We start from the raw sequence: 13,051 nt of genomic DNA on the forward strand, positions 1-13,051 counted from the left end.
CCGAATCCACGCAGGAATGCTTGCGTATGGCGGCGGGGCGGGGCATCTGGGGGGCCATGGCACGCAGCGCTTCCCCTCGTCTTCCGTCGGCCCTGCCCTATGCGGCGCAGGTCGAGATCTTTTCGCGGTTCCGCGCGGCGAATCCGCATCCGGTGACCGAGCTGGAATATACCAATGCCTTCACCCTGCTGGTGGCGGTGGCGCTGTCCGCGCAGGCCACCGATATCGGCGTGAACAAGGCGACGAAGCGGCTTTTCCAGCGCGTCAGCACGCCGCAAGAGATGCTGGAACTGGGCGTCGAGGCCCTGACCGACGAGATCAAGACCATCGGACTTTACCGCCAGAAGGCCAAGAACGTCATCGCCCTTTCCCGCCGGCTGGTCGAGGAATATGGCGGCGAGGTGCCGCAATCGCGCGCCGCGCTGATGACCCTGCCTGGCGTCGGGCGCAAGACGGCGAATGTCGTGCTCAACAGCGTCTTTCATTTCCCGGCCCAGGCGGTCGACACGCATATCTTCCGGGTCGGTAATCGCACCCGCATCGCGCCGGGCCGTGACGTCGAGGCGGTCGAGCGCGCCGTCGAGGACAACGTTCCCGTCCCCTTCCAGCAGAACGCGCATCACTGGCTGATCCTGCATGGCCGCTACATCTGCCAGGCCAAGCGCCCGCGCTGCAAGATCTGCCCCATCGAAGATCTCTGCCCCTACGAGGAGAAGACCGAATGACCACCCCCTATGTGATCGGCATCGGCAATGCCGTCATGGACGTGATCGCGCCGACCTCGGATGCCACCTTGGCGCGGCTGGAGGTGGAAAAGGGTATCATGCAGCTGATCGACCGCGAGCGGTCCGAGTTCCTGATGGCGGCGCAATCGGCCGATCCGCAGGCCGGCAAGGCGCGGCTGGTGCCGGGCGGTTCGGTAGCCAACACCCTGGCGGGGCTGGGAATGCTCGGGCTGCGCACCGCCTTCATCGGCAAGGTGGCCGGCGATCCGCTGGGGCTCAGCTATGCCGAGCAGACCGAGGCGCAGGGCACGGTCTTCGTCAATCCGCCGGTGGCGGGAGAGGTGGCGCCCACCTCGCGCTCGATCATCTTCGTGACGCCGGACGGCGAGCGGTCGATGAACACCTATCTGGGGATTTCGGCGGGGTTGGGGCCGGAAGACGTGAACCCGGCGACCTTCAGCGGCGCCGGCTGGCTGTTCCTGGAAGGCTATCTCTTCGACAAGGATGCCGGCAAGGCGGCTTTCCTGAAGGCGGCGGGGGCCTGCCACCAGGCGGGCGGGCAGGCGGGGATCGCGCTGTCGGACCCGTTCTGTGTCGACCGGCACCGCGCCGATTTCCGCCGGTTGGTGGCCGGGCCGATGGATTACGTCATCGGCAATGTCCACGAATGGCAGTCGCTCTATCAGGTCGAGGATCTGGAGGAGGCGCTGCGGCAGGCCGCGGCCGACTGCGGCACGGTGATCTGCACCCGCTCGGGCGAGGATGCGATCCTGATCCGCGGTGCCGAGCGGGTGACGGCGCCGGTGCATCGGGTCGTCCCGGTCGATGCGACGGGCGCGGGCGACCAGTTCGCGGCCGGGCTGATCTATGGCCTGGCGATCGGCGCCGATCTGGCGGCGGCGGGACGCATGGGTTGCGTCGCGGCGGCCGAGGTCATCAGCCATGTCGGCGCCCGGCCCGAAAGCGACCTGCGTGCGGCGTTCCGGGCCGAGGGGCTGACCTGATCGCGCCCTGGGGCGCGGTCGTCGCAAGACTTGGAGAACCGAGAAGCGCCGGAGGGGAACCCTTCGGCGTTTGGTCTTTCCGGGTATTTTGGAAACGGTGAAATGCCCGGGCCCTGCCCTTCCTGTCGGGGTTCCGGAAGCACCACGGTGGCGGGTTTCACCGTTTTCCAAATACCCATGCGACCGGGAGGACAGGGCCGACCATCGCGGCCCTGTCCCCAGGCTTGCGTCAGGCGGCCTTGCGGGCGGTCTTGCCGTAGAAGCTTTCGCCCTTCGCGGCCATGTCCTTGAGCAGTTGCGGCGTGGCGAAGCGGGGGCCGAACTTCGCCGCGAGCTTCTCGGCGATCTCGGCGGCGCGGGGGGCGCCCAGCATGTCGAGCCAGCCGAAGGGACCGCCCGACCAGGGCGCGAAGCCCCAGCCGAGAATGGCGCCGACATCGCCTTCGCGGATGTCTTCCAGCACGCCTTCCTCGAGCGCGCGGACCGCTTCCAGCGATTGTGCGAACATCAGCCGGTGCTGGATCTCGGTCAGCTCGGGCTGGGTGTCGGCTTCGGGCCATTCGGTCGCGAGGCCCGACCAGAAACCCTGGCGCTTGCCGGCCTCGTCATAGTCATAGAAGCCGGCCTTGGCCTTGCGGCCGAGCCGGCCCTGGTCGGCGAGCTTGAAGATCACCGCGTCCACCGCGCCGTCCGGGTAGGCATCGCCCATGGCCGCCCTCGTGGCCTTGGCAATCTTGACGCCGAGGTCGATCGAGGTCTCGTCCACCAGCTGCAGCGGCCCCAGCGGCATGCCCATCAGCTTGGCGGCGTTCTCGATCAATGTGGGGCTGACGCCCTCGGCCACCATGCGGATGCCCTCGTTGAGATAGGGGATGATGCAGCGGTTGGCGTAGAAGAAGCGTGCGTCGTTGACCACGATGGGGGTCTTGCGGATCTGGCGCACGAAATCCAGCGCCTTGGCCACCGCGCGCGGGCCGGTCTCGCGGCCCTTGATGATCTCGACCAGCAGCATCTTGTCCACCGGGCTGAAGAAATGGATGCCGATGAACTGCTCGGGCCGGATGCTGGCCTTGGCCAATGCGGTGATCGGCAGGGTTGAGGTGTTGGTGGCGAAGATCGCGTCGGCGGGGATCACTGCCTCGGCGCGTTTGGTTACCTCGGCCTTGACGGCGGTGTCCTCGAACACCGCCTCGACGACCAGATCGCAGCCCTGCAGCGCGGCGTAGTCGGTGGTCGGCGTGATCCGGGCCAGCACCTCGGCCTTCTTCTCCTCGGTGGATTTCTTGCGGCTGATCGCCTTGTCCAGCAGACCGGTGGAATAGGACTTGCCGCGCTCGGCCGCCTCTGGCGTCGAGTCGATCAGCACCACCTCGATCCCGGCCATGGCGGAGACATAGGCGATGCCGGCACCCATCATGCCGGCGCCGAGGATGCCGACTTTCTTCACGCTCTGGTCGGGGGCCTCGGGACGGTTCGCGCCCTTCTCCAGCGCTTCCTTGTTGATGAACAGGCTGCGGATCATCGCAGTGGCGCTGGGGTTCATCAACACATTGGTGAACCAGCGCGCCTCGATCTTCAGCGCCGTGTCAAAGGGCACCATGGCGCCTTCATAGACGGCGCTCAGCAGCGCCTTCGCCGCCGGATAGACGCCCAGCGTCTTGCCATGCACCATGGCGCTGGCGCCGACGAAGGTCATGAAGCCCGCCGGATGGTAGGGTTCGCCGCCCGGCATCTTGTAGCCCTTGGCATCCCAGGGCTTCACCAGATCGGCATCCGAGGCCTTCAGCACCCAGTCGCGGGCGGCGGCCAGCGGATCGGCCGCCACCTCGTCGATCAGCCCGGCCGCCTTGGCCTTGGCCGGGTCGCTGAGCTTGCCTTCCAGCAGGAAGGGGGCGGCGCCCATGGCGCCCAGCTTGCGCACCAGCCGCGTCGTGCCGCCGGCGCCGGGAAAGATGCCGACCATGATCTCGGGCAGGCCGATCTTGGCCTTCGGGTTTTCGGCGGCAAAGATGCGATGCGTGGCCAGAGGCAGTTCCAGCCCGATCCCCAGCGCGGTGCCGGGCAGGGCGGCCGCGATCGGTTTGCCGCCCTTTTTCGTCTTGGGGTCCATCCCCGCCAGCTCGATCTTGCGCAGCAGGCGGTGCAGCGTCATCACGCCGTCGAAGACCGCCTGCGCCCCGCCCTGCTTCATGCCGGCGATGACGTTCAGGTCCATGCCGGCAGCGAAATCCGCCTTGCCGCTGGTGATGACGATGCCCTTCACGGCTTCGTCGGCCAGGGCATCGTCGATCAGCGCGCCAAGCGCGGCAGCGCCGTCCAGCGACAGCACGTTCATCGATTTGCCGGGCACGTCCCAGATGATGGTCGCGACGCCCTCGGCGTCCTTCTGCATGGTGAAATCGGTCATGTTCCCCTCCCTCAGACGCGCTCGATGATGGTGGCCGCGCCCATGCCGGACGCGATGCAGAGCGTGGCGAGGCCCACGGTCTTGTCCTGCCGCTCAAGCTCGTCCAGCAGCGTGCCGATGATGATGGCGCCGGTCGCGCCCAGCGGGTGACCCAGCGCGATGGCGCCGCCATTGACGTTGACCATGCCGGGATCGACCTGGAAGGCCTGCATGAAGCGCAGGACGACCGAGGCGAAGGCCTCGTTCACCTCGAAGAGGTCGATGTCCGAAATCGCCATGCCGGAGTCGCGCAGGATCTTTTCCGTCACCGGCACCGGGCCGGTCAGCATGATGGTCGGATCGGTGCCGATCTTGGCGGTGGCGCGGATGCGGGCGCGGGGCTTGAGCCCATGCGCCTTGCCGAATTCCGCGTTGCCGATCAGCACCGCGGCGGCGCCGTCGACGATGCCCGAGCTGTTGCCGGCATGGTGGATATGCTCGATGCGGTCCAGATGCGGATATTTCAGCATCGCCACCTTGTCGAAGCCGGGCATGCTCTCGCCCATTTCCTTGAAGCTGGCCTTCAGCTTCGCGAGATCCTCCAGCGTGGTGCCGGGCCGCAGGTATTCGTCGCGGTCGAGGATGGTCAGGCCGTTCTGGTCCCGGACCGGCACGATGGACTTGGCGAAGCGGTTCTCTTGCCAGGCGCGGGCGGCGCGGCGCTGGCTCTCGACGGCCAGGGCATCGGCCTCCTCGCGGGAAAAGCCGTATTCGGTGGCGATGATGTCGGCGCTGATGCCCTGCGGCACGAAATAGGTCTTGAAGGTCAGGCTGGGATCCACGGCGATGGCGGCGCCGTCGCTGCCCATCGGCACGCGGCCCATCATCTCGACCCCGCCGGCGATATAGGCCTGACCGGCGCCGCCCTTGACCTGGTTCGCGGCCAGGTTCACCGCCTCCATGCCCGAGGCGCAGAAACGGTTGATGGCAAGGCCGGGGATCGACTCGTCCAGGTCGGATTCCAGCACCGCCGAGCGGGCCAGGCAGCCGCCCTGTTCCTTGACCTGGGTGACATTGCCCCAGATCACGTCCTCGACCGCGTGGCCTTCCAGGCCGTTGCGTTCCTTGACGGCATTCAGAAGCCGCGCCGACAGCGCGACCGAGGTGACTTCGTGCAGGCCGCCATCCGGGCGACCCTTGCCGCGTGGGGTGCGGGCGGCGTCGTAGATATAGGCTTCGGTCATGCGTCCTCCTTCGCGGCCCGGTCCGCGGGATTGCCGGGCATCAGGTCATAGGGGTGTTTCCAGCCGGGCAGCGCCGCGATGCGCGCCAGCCAGGCGTCGATATGCGGCCATTCGGCGCGGTCGAAGCCGAAGGGCTCGGGGTAATAGAGATAGCTGCAGCAGCACAGGTCGGCGATGCTCGGCCCGTCGCCCGCCAGCCAGTCGCGGCCGGCCAGATGCCCCTCCAGCGTCTTCAGCGCTGCCCTGCAGCGGCCTTGCAGCCAGGCGATGACCTCGGCCGGGCGTTTGTCGGGCGGCAGGAAGTTCATCAGGAAGCGCAGCGCGCCGAATTGCGCCGAGCCCTTGTGGTTGTCCCAGAACAGCCAGCGCAGGATCTCGTTCCGGTCGCCCTCCAGGAAGCGCCCGGTCCGTTCGGCCAGGTGCAGCAGGATCACGCCGGACTGGGTCAGCGTCAGCCCGTGCTCGACGAAGACCGGCGCCTCGCCCATCTCGTTCAGCGCGCGATAATCGGCGCCGCGGGTGGCGCCGCCGAAGAAGTCCACGAAGACCGGCTGCCAGGGATAGCCGGTCAACTGCATCATCAGCGCCACCTTGTAGGAATGGCCGGATTCTCCGAAACAATGAAGCTGGGCGGTCATCTGGGCTTCCTTTTCTGTACTGGCAGCGCCGGTTGAGCTCTTCGCGTGGGTATTTGTGAAACAAAGAAGACTTTAGGGTTTGCTTAACGCTTCCATCCTAATGTCGGTCTCGCGGTACAGGCTGGGGAGCCGATGACCGCAAACAGAGAAGGCGCTCCGGGTTCCCCGCTTCTTTCCTGCCCTTCAGGGGGAGCCGGGTTCTCGGAGCCCAGCTTTGGCTTTCTCTGTTTTTCAAATACCCATGCGGCCTTGCCTCCTGGCGCTATCGCCGCTGATTTCAGAACCGCGCTGCATCCAGGGCCATCACCGGCTCGGCGCCCGAGCGGATGCGGGCAAGATGCATCGCGGTCGCCGGCAGCTGCCTGGCCATGTAATAGCGCCCCGTCGCCAGCTTGGTCTCGTGGAACGCGGCGTCCTGCGTGCCTTCCCCCAGCGCCTTGCGCGATGCGGCGGCCATGCGCAGCCACATCAGCCCCAGCGCCACATGGCCGAACAGATGCATGAAGTCGTAGGAGCCGGCCAGCGCCGCGTTCGGGTTCTTCATGCCTTGCTCCATGAAGAACATCGCCGCCGATTGCAGGTCCTTCGAGGCCGCTTTCAGCGGCTCGCAGAACTGGGCCTGCAGCACCTCGTCGGCTTCCTGCGCCTTGATCTCGGATTTCACCATCTCGAAGAAGGCCATGATCGGCTTGCCGCCTTCGGCCGCCAGCTTGCGGCCGACCAGGTCCAGCGCCTGCACGCCGTTCGCGCCCTCGTAGATCATGGTGATCCGGGCGTCGCGGACGAATTGCGACATACCCTGTTCCTCGATATAGCCATGGCCGCCGAAGACCTGCTGGGCCTGCACCGCCGCCTCGAACCCCTTGTCGGTCAGGAAGCCCTTGATCACCGGCGTCAGCAACGAGACGAGCGCGTCCGCCTCCTTGTCATCGGCCAGCACGGCGTGGTCGATCAGATGCGCGCCCCAGAAGGCCAGCGCGCGCGCGGCTTCCAGGAAGCTTTTCTGGTCCATCAGGTTGCGGCGGATGTCCGGGTGGACGATCAGCGGATCGGCCGGACCCGCGGGGTTCTCGTCCCCCGTCACCGCGCGGCCCTGCAGCCGGTCGCGGGCATAGGCGACGGCGTTCTGATAGGCGCCCTCGGCCACCGAATAGCCCTGCAGGCCGACGCCGATCCGGGCCTCGTTCATCATGGTGAACATGGCGCGCATGCCCTTGTGCAGCTCGCCCAGCAGCCAGCCCCTGGCGCCGTCATAGTTCATCACGCAGGTGGCATTGCCGTGAATGCCCATCTTTTCCTCGAGACTGCCGACCGAGAGCTTGTTGCGCTCGCCCAGGCTGCCATCCTCGTTCACCAGGAATTTCGGCACGATGAAGAGCGAGATGCCGCGCGTGCCCTCGCCGCCGCCGGGGGCCTTGGCCAGCACCAGGTGGATGACGTTTTCCGCCATGTCGTGGTCGCCGGCCGAGATGAAGATCTTCTGCCCGGTGATCAGATAGCTGCCGTCCTGCTGCGGCTCGGCCCTGGTGCGCAGAAGCCCCAGATCGGTGCCGGCATGGGGCTCGGTCAGGTTCATCGTGCCGGTCCATTCGCAGGACACCATTTTCGGCAGATAGGTGGCCTTTTGCGCGTCGCTGCCATGGGTGTGGATCGCCGAATAGGCGCCATGGGTCAGGCCCTGATACATGGTGAAGGCCATGTTCGAGGCCGAGAACATCTCGCCCGCCGCCAGGCCGATCACATAGGGCATGCCCTGACCGCCATAGGCCGGGTCGCAGTCGAGCGCGGCCCAGCCGCCCTCGCGCATCTGCTCGAAAGCCGCGCGGAAGCCGTCGGGCGTGCGCACCATGCCGTTTTCCAGCCGGCAGCCCTGCCGGTCGCCGACCGGGTTCAGTGGCGCCAGCACTTCCGAGGCCAGCTTGCCGGCGGCATCCAGCACGGCCTGAGTGAAGTCGCGGTCGAGATCGCCATAGCCGGGAAGCGCCTGCTTCGAGATCTCGAGCACGTCATGCAGCACGAATTGCATGTCGCGGACGGGGGCGGCATAGGTGGTCATCGGTCCTCCCAGGGTTGGCGCGTCAGGCGCCGGATTTCAGGTTCTGCAGCCAGAGCTCGCCCTCGGCGATCTGCTCGCGCAGCTCGGTGATGGCTCCGCCCAGCTCGTGGTGTTGCCGCTCCATGTCGGCAAGCCGCTCGCGGGCGGTGGCCAGGGTGGCCTCGGTCTGGGTGAGGTTGCGCTCGGCCGGGTCGTAAAGCTCGAGCAGCTGGCGGATCTGCTCCAGCGAGAAGCCGAAGCGCTTGCCGCGCAGGATCAGTTTCAGCCGCGCCCGGTCGGCGCGGTCGTAAAGCCGGTGCTGGCCCCGACGCTCGGGGAAGATCAGCTCGCGGGACTCGTAAAAGCGCAGGGTGCGGGGCGTCACCTCGAAGGCGTCGCACATCTGGCGGATGGTCATCAAAGCGTCGCTCATCGCCGATCCCTCCCTCAGTGGAACGCCTCGAAGGGGAATATAGGCGCAGTTGACGTGCGCGTAAGGTGCGACGTGGCGTCAGAGCCGCGGGGCGGTCCCGTCAGCGCCCGGCCGCCGCCGCGCCGTCCTCTCCGGAGGTTTCCATGTCCTTCAGCAGCGTCTGGGTCTCGTTGCGCAGCGCCAGCAGGTCGGCCATCGCCGCCTCCAGCTCGTCGCGCTGCTGGGCCAGCACCTCGAGCTGGCGGTCGGCCAGTTCGATCCAGACGCGATATTGTTCGCGCGTGCCCTTCTCGCCATAGATCAGCAGCCATTGCCGGATGTCCTCGAGCGAGAAGCCGAAGCGGCGACCGCGCAGGATCAGCTTCATCCGGGCGATTTCGCGCGGGCCGTAGAAGCGCGAGCGGCCTTCCTTCTTCGGGCTCAGAAGCTCGATATACTCGTAATAGCGCAAGGTGCGCGGCGTCACGTCGAAACGCGCGCACATTTCCTTGAAGCCAATGTATTCGTTATCGGACATCGGAAGAACTCATGCTCGGGCCGGCCTCGGCGCAGCCTAGCGCGCCGCCCGCGCAAACTCAACCATTGGTGGGAGCGGGCTTGCCAGTGTGCCCCGCGATGCTACCATTCCCCATCCAGCAGAGGCAGCCAGACGCATGACCGACCCATCCTCCGAGGAGCAGATCGAGCAGCGCCAGCGCATCGCGCGGCAGTTCATCGAGGTGATCCCGCATGCCCGCGCGCTTGGCATGAGCTTCGGCGAGCTGTCCGAGCAGGGGGCCGAGATCTGGCTGCCCTGGCGCGAGGATCTGGTCGGCGATCCGCGCAGCGGCGTGATCCATGGCGGCGTCATCTCGGCGCTGATGGACACCTGCTGCGGGGCGGCGGTGATGGTGCATCCGACGGGCGCGCGCTCGACCGCGACCATCGACCTGCGCATCGACTACATGCGCGCCGCGACGCCCGGCCAGACCATCCGCGCCAAGGCGAGCTGCTATCACATCACCCGCTCGGTCGCCTTCGTGCGGGCGGTGGCGACGGATGACGACGACAGCCGCCCCGTGGCCTCGGCCACCGGGGCCTTCACCATCGAGCGCTGACATGGCCGACCGCAACGAACCCCTGGCCGCGATCAAGTCGCGCCGCGACAACGCCCTGAACGCGCTGGTCTCGGGCGTGCCCTATATCCGCTGGCTGGGCATCCAGTTCGACCGCCGCGGCGACGAGTTGACCGCCGTGCTGCCCTTTGACCAGAAGTTGATCGGCAATCCGATGCTGCCGGCGATCCATGGCGGCGTCACCGCCGCCTTCCTGGAGGTGACCGCCATCGTCGAGCTGACCTGGACCGCGATCTGGGAGGACATGGAGCAGGGCCGCATCGCCCCCGACGCCGCGGTGCCCGACAGCCTGCCGCGCCTGCCCAAGACCATCGACTTCACCGTGGACTACCTGCGGTCCGGCCTGCCGCGCGACGCCTATGCGCGGGCCAAGGTGGTGCGCTCGGGCCGGCGTTATGCCAGCGTGCAGGTCGAGGCCTGGCAGGACCACCGCCAGAAGCTCTTCGCCCAGGCGACCGGGCATTTCCTGATGCCGCAGAACGGCTAACCATGGTCGAGCTGCAATCCGGCGGCCAATCCGGCGGCCTGTCCGGGGCCGTGCCGCCGCGGGCGCTGACCCACCGCCGGGTGCTGGCCATCGCCCTGCCGGTGGTGCTGTCCAACGCCACGATTCCCATCCTGGGCGCGGTGGATACCGGCGTCATCGGCCAGTTGGGCCGGGCCGAGCCGATCGGCGCGGTCGGGCTGGGCGCGGTGATCCTGACCTCGCTCTACTGGATCTTCGGCTTCTTGCGCATGGGCACTTCGGGGTTGGTGGCGCAGGCGCATGGCGCGGGCGACGCGGGCGAATCCGGCGCGCATCTGATGCGGGCGCTGGCCATCGGCGCGGCGGCGGGGCTGGGCTTCATCCTGCTGCAGGCCCCGTTCTTCGCCGCCGCCTTCCGGTTGGCGCCGGCCTCGGCGCAGGTCGAGGCGCTGGCCCGGGACTATCTGGCGCTGCGCATCTGGGGGGCGCCGGCGACCATCTCGCTTTACGCCCTGACCGGCTGGCTGATCGCCGTCGAGCGGACGCGCTCGGTGCTGGTGATGCAGCTGGCGATGAACGGGCTGAACATCGGCCTGGACCTGTGGTTCGTGCTGGGTCTGGGCTGGGGCGTGCGCGGCGTCGCCGGGGCGACGCTGATCGCGGAATGGTCGGGGCTGTTGCTGGGCCTGTGGTTTGCCCGGCACGCCATCCGCGCCGGGCTGCGGCGGGCCGGGCTGTTCGCCCGCGACCGGCTGGAACAGCTGGCGCGGGTGAACGGCGACATCCTGATCCGCTCGGTGCTGCTGCAGGGCTCGTTCACCACCTTCATGTTCATGGCGGCGGGGCAGGGCGACGTGACGCTGGCCGCCAACCAGGTGCTGCTGCAATTCCTCTCCATCGTCGCCTATGGGCTGGACGGCTTCGCCTTTGCCGCCGAATCGCTGGTCGGGCAGGCGGTGGGGGCGCGGCGGCCGGATCGGCTGCGGCGGGCGGCGCGGCTGGCCTCGGGCTGGGGCGCGGCGGGGGCGGCGCTGCTTGCGGCCGTCTTCCTGCTGGGCGGGCCGGCGATCATCGACCTGCTGACCACCGCCCCCGCGGTCCGGGCCGAGGCGCGGGAGTTCCTGCCCTGGCTGGTGGTGGCGCCGCTGGTCGGCGTGGCCTCGTGGATGCTGGACGGCATCTTCATCGGCGCCATCCGCACGCGCGAGATGCGCAATGCCATGCTGGTCTCGGTCGGGATCTACGCGGTTCTGGTGCTGCTGCTGCCCAGGGCCTTCGGCAATCACGGGCTTTGGGCGGCGCTGATGGCGCTGAACGCGTTGCGCGGTCTGACGCTGTGGCGGCTTTATCCGCGGGTCGAGGCGGCGGCCCGCGGCATGGCCCCCTGACCCGTGATGTCCTGAACCGCGATGTCCTGAACCGCGGCCCCGGAACGCAAGACGCCCCGGCGCGGGGCCGGGGCGTCGGGAATGGCGCGGCGGGCCGCTTACATCTCGTTGACGATCTGGTCGCGGGCGGTGGCGCGCAGCTCGATCATCTTGGCGCGGATCGCCGCCTCGTCGGCCTTGCCGGTCAGGTCGGCCACCAGCTTGCGGAACACGTCCTCGTCGCCCGGTTCGTCGAAATCCGAGCTGACCACGGTCAGTGCATAGGCGCGCGCATCGTCGCCGGACTTGCCCAAAAGCCCGGCCGCCCATTCGCCCAGCAGGCGATTGCGCCGTGCCTCGGCCTTGAAGTTCAGTTCCGCATCATGGGCGAATTTCGCCTCTTGCGCACGCTCGCGGTCGTCAAAGGTGGTCATGGCGGCCTCTGCTTGGGTTTTCCCGTGGTCTTATCGCAGGATATGCCCGCGCCGGGGTCGCATCGCAAGCCTGTATTGCCCCTGACCCCGTTTCTGGCCTATAGCGCGATAAAGATTGTCACCTTGCGGACGGGAGAAGCGCAGCATGGCACCAAGGCGCAAGAAAATCTACGAAGGCAAGGCCAAGATCCTGTACGAAGGCACCGAGCCCGGCACGCTCATCCAGTATTTCAAGGATGATGCCACCGCCTTCAACGCCCAGAAGAAGGCCACCATCGAGGGCAAGGGCGTGCTGAACAACCGCCTGTCCGAATTCTTCATGACCGGGCTGACCAATATCGGCGTGCCGAACCACTTCATCCGCCGCATCAACATGCGCGAACAGTTGGTGCGTCAGGTCGAGATCATTCCGCTGGAAGTGATCGTCAGGAATTTCGCCGCCGGTTCCATCGCCAAGCGCCTGGGCATGGAAGAAGGCACGCCGCTGCCGCGCCCGATCGTCGAATACAGCTTCAAGAACGACGAGCTGGGCGATCCCTTCGTGTCCGAGGAATACATCATCGCCTTCGGCTGGGCCAGTCAGCAGGATCTCGACGACATCGTGTCGCTGGCGCTGCGAGTCAACGACTTCCTGTCGGGGGTGTTCTTCGGCGTCGGCATCAAGCTGATCGACTTCAAGATCGAGGTCGGCCGGATCTGGGACGGCGATTTCATGCGCCTGGTGGTCGCCGACGAGATCAGCCCGGACAGCTGCCGGCTCTGGGATGTCAAGACCGGGCAGAAGCTGGACAAGGACGTGTTTCGCCGCGACCTGGGCAGCCTGACCGATGCCTATACCGAGGTGGCGCGCCGGCTGGGCCTGATGCCCGCCAACACCACCTCGCTGACCAAACCCACCCTGATCAACTGAGAGGCCCGCAGATGAAAGCCCGTGTCACCATCATGCTGAAGGATGGCGTTCTGGACCCCCAGGGCGAGGCGATCCGGCACGCGCTCGGCGGGCTGGGCTTTGCCGGGGTTTCCGGCGTGCGCCAGGGCAAGGTGATCGAACTGGACCTGGCGGCAGCCGATGCCGAGGCCGCCAGGGCCGAGGTGGCGCGCATGTGCGAGGGGCTGCTGGCCAATACCGTGATCGAGAAATACGCGGTCGAGATCGTCTGATCCGCCGGGCCGGGGGCTTCGCGCCCCCGGACCCCCGCGGGGT

At 67.4% G+C, this 13,051-nt stretch carries 14 protein-coding genes; 7 read left to right on the plus strand and 7 right to left on the minus strand.

Annotated elements, in window-relative coordinates:
- Positions 1 to 56: 56 nt before the first annotated feature.
- Together nth and ACFOMP_RS08225 are read left to right on the plus strand one after the other, a co-directional pair.
- On the plus strand, positions 57 to 725 hold the full coding sequence (nth, locus tag ACFOMP_RS08220; RefSeq protein ID WP_379029380.1) for an endonuclease III: 669 nt from the start codon (positions 57 to 59) through the stop codon (positions 723 to 725).
- Complete coding sequence (locus ACFOMP_RS08225) at positions 722 to 1,729, plus strand: adenosine kinase (protein WP_289895728.1); 1,008 nt, start codon at positions 722 to 724, stop codon at positions 1,727 to 1,729. Before nth ends, ACFOMP_RS08225 begins: the two co-directional genes overlap by 4 nt.
- A gap of 229 nt (positions 1,730 to 1,958) precedes the next feature.
- Here the strand turns inward: ACFOMP_RS08225 and ACFOMP_RS08230 are convergent, their stop codons facing one another.
- The 6 genes from ACFOMP_RS08230 to ACFOMP_RS08255 all read right to left on the minus strand — a co-directional run bounded on the left by ACFOMP_RS08230 (position 1,959) and on the right by ACFOMP_RS08255 (position 8,982).
- Positions 1,959 to 4,136, minus strand: a complete 2,178-nt coding sequence (locus tag ACFOMP_RS08230) for a 3-hydroxyacyl-CoA dehydrogenase NAD-binding domain-containing protein (RefSeq protein ID WP_379029383.1) — start codon at positions 4,134 to 4,136, stop codon at positions 1,959 to 1,961.
- An 11-nt stretch (positions 4,137 to 4,147) separates the two neighbouring features.
- The gene (locus ACFOMP_RS08235; RefSeq protein WP_289895726.1) at positions 4,148 to 5,359 is read right to left on the minus strand and encodes an acetyl-CoA C-acetyltransferase; all 1,212 of its coding nucleotides are present in this window, start codon (positions 5,357 to 5,359) and stop codon (positions 4,148 to 4,150) included.
- The gene (locus tag ACFOMP_RS08240) at positions 5,356 to 5,997 is read right to left on the minus strand and encodes a glutathione S-transferase family protein (RefSeq protein ID WP_379029386.1); all 642 of its coding nucleotides are present in this window, start codon (positions 5,995 to 5,997) and stop codon (positions 5,356 to 5,358) included. The genes ACFOMP_RS08235 and ACFOMP_RS08240 overlap by 4 nt, the downstream gene beginning before the upstream one ends.
- 277 nt (positions 5,998 to 6,274) lie before the next feature.
- On the minus strand, positions 6,275 to 8,053 hold the full coding sequence (locus tag ACFOMP_RS08245; RefSeq protein WP_379029389.1) for an acyl-CoA dehydrogenase C-terminal domain-containing protein: 1,779 nt from the start codon (positions 8,051 to 8,053) through the stop codon (positions 6,275 to 6,277).
- Between the two features lie 22 nt (positions 8,054 to 8,075).
- A complete protein-coding gene (locus ACFOMP_RS08250) occupies positions 8,076 to 8,465 on the minus strand; it encodes a MerR family transcriptional regulator (protein ID WP_289895723.1) in 390 nt (129 codons plus the stop codon).
- Between the two features lie 100 nt (positions 8,466 to 8,565).
- Positions 8,566 to 8,982: a MerR family transcriptional regulator gene (locus ACFOMP_RS08255; RefSeq protein ID WP_289895722.1), complete on the minus strand. Its 417-nt coding sequence runs from the start codon at positions 8,980 to 8,982 to the stop codon at positions 8,566 to 8,568.
- Between the two features lie 136 nt (positions 8,983 to 9,118).
- Between ACFOMP_RS08255 and ACFOMP_RS08260 the strand changes: the two genes are divergently transcribed.
- Genes ACFOMP_RS08260 through ACFOMP_RS08270 form a run of 3 tightly spaced genes read left to right on the plus strand, consistent with a single transcriptional unit; the run spans position 9,119 to position 11,434 of the window.
- Positions 9,119 to 9,562 carry a PaaI family thioesterase gene (locus ACFOMP_RS08260; protein ID WP_379029392.1) on the plus strand — a complete coding sequence of 148 codons (444 nt, stop codon included), beginning with the start codon at positions 9,119 to 9,121 and terminating at the stop codon, positions 9,560 to 9,562.
- Between the two features lies 1 nt (position 9,563).
- Positions 9,564 to 10,067, plus strand: coding sequence for a PaaI family thioesterase (locus ACFOMP_RS08265; protein ID WP_289895720.1), 504 nt, complete (start codon positions 9,564 to 9,566; stop codon positions 10,065 to 10,067).
- 2 nt (positions 10,068 to 10,069) lie between these two features.
- Positions 10,070 to 11,434 (plus strand): MATE family efflux transporter, encoded by a 1,365-nt coding sequence (locus tag ACFOMP_RS08270; RefSeq protein ID WP_379029396.1) that lies wholly within the window; start codon positions 10,070 to 10,072, stop codon positions 11,432 to 11,434.
- A gap of 98 nt (positions 11,435 to 11,532) precedes the next feature.
- Here ACFOMP_RS08270 and ACFOMP_RS08275 read toward each other — a convergent pair whose 3' ends face one another.
- Positions 11,533 to 11,847, minus strand: coding sequence for a DUF1476 domain-containing protein (locus ACFOMP_RS08275; RefSeq protein ID WP_379029399.1), 315 nt, complete (start codon positions 11,845 to 11,847; stop codon positions 11,533 to 11,535).
- 145 nt (positions 11,848 to 11,992) lie between these two features.
- Between ACFOMP_RS08275 and purC the strand changes: the two genes are divergently transcribed.
- On the plus strand, positions 11,993 to 12,757 hold the full coding sequence (purC, locus tag ACFOMP_RS08280; protein ID WP_028716635.1) for a phosphoribosylaminoimidazolesuccinocarboxamide synthase: 765 nt from the start codon (positions 11,993 to 11,995) through the stop codon (positions 12,755 to 12,757).
- Between the two features lie 11 nt (positions 12,758 to 12,768).
- Positions 12,769 to 13,008: a phosphoribosylformylglycinamidine synthase subunit PurS gene (purS, locus tag ACFOMP_RS08285; protein ID WP_289895717.1), complete on the plus strand. Its 240-nt coding sequence runs from the start codon at positions 12,769 to 12,771 to the stop codon at positions 13,006 to 13,008.
- Positions 13,009 to 13,051: the final 43 nt, after the last annotated feature.

Origin of the sequence: Paracoccus simplex (assembly GCF_042648325.1) — a bacterium.
Lineage (GTDB): Bacteria > Pseudomonadota > Alphaproteobacteria > Rhodobacterales > Rhodobacteraceae > Paracoccus > Paracoccus simplex.

Bases quoted from the DNA above. Each gene is read 5' to 3' on its own strand.
- nth (WP_379029380.1), top strand. From the start codon at position 57: ATGGCACGCAGCGCTTCCCCTCGTCTTCCGTCGGCCCTGCCCTATGCG.
- ACFOMP_RS08225 (WP_289895728.1), top strand. From the start codon at position 722: ATGACCACCCCCTATGTGATCGGCATCGGCAATGCCGTCATGGACGTG.
- ACFOMP_RS08230 (WP_379029383.1), bottom strand. From the start codon at position 4,136: ATGACCGATTTCACCATGCAGAAGGACGCCGAGGGCGTCGCGACCATC.
- ACFOMP_RS08235 (WP_289895726.1), bottom strand. From the start codon at position 5,359: ATGACCGAAGCCTATATCTACGACGCCGCCCGCACCCCACGCGGCAAG.
- ACFOMP_RS08240 (WP_379029386.1), bottom strand. From the start codon at position 5,997: ATGACCGCCCAGCTTCATTGTTTCGGAGAATCCGGCCATTCCTACAAG.
- ACFOMP_RS08245 (WP_379029389.1), bottom strand. From the start codon at position 8,053: ATGACCACCTATGCCGCCCCCGTCCGCGACATGCAATTCGTGCTGCAT.
- ACFOMP_RS08250 (WP_289895723.1), bottom strand. From the start codon at position 8,465: ATGAGCGACGCTTTGATGACCATCCGCCAGATGTGCGACGCCTTCGAG.
- ACFOMP_RS08255 (WP_289895722.1), bottom strand. From the start codon at position 8,982: ATGTCCGATAACGAATACATTGGCTTCAAGGAAATGTGCGCGCGTTTC.
- ACFOMP_RS08260 (WP_379029392.1), top strand. From the start codon at position 9,119: ATGACCGACCCATCCTCCGAGGAGCAGATCGAGCAGCGCCAGCGCATC.
- ACFOMP_RS08265 (WP_289895720.1), top strand. From the start codon at position 9,564: ATGGCCGACCGCAACGAACCCCTGGCCGCGATCAAGTCGCGCCGCGAC.
- ACFOMP_RS08270 (WP_379029396.1), top strand. From the start codon at position 10,070: ATGGTCGAGCTGCAATCCGGCGGCCAATCCGGCGGCCTGTCCGGGGCC.
- ACFOMP_RS08275 (WP_379029399.1), bottom strand. From the start codon at position 11,847: ATGACCACCTTTGACGACCGCGAGCGTGCGCAAGAGGCGAAATTCGCC.
- purC (WP_028716635.1), top strand. From the start codon at position 11,993: ATGGCACCAAGGCGCAAGAAAATCTACGAAGGCAAGGCCAAGATCCTG.
- purS (WP_289895717.1), top strand. From the start codon at position 12,769: ATGAAAGCCCGTGTCACCATCATGCTGAAGGATGGCGTTCTGGACCCC.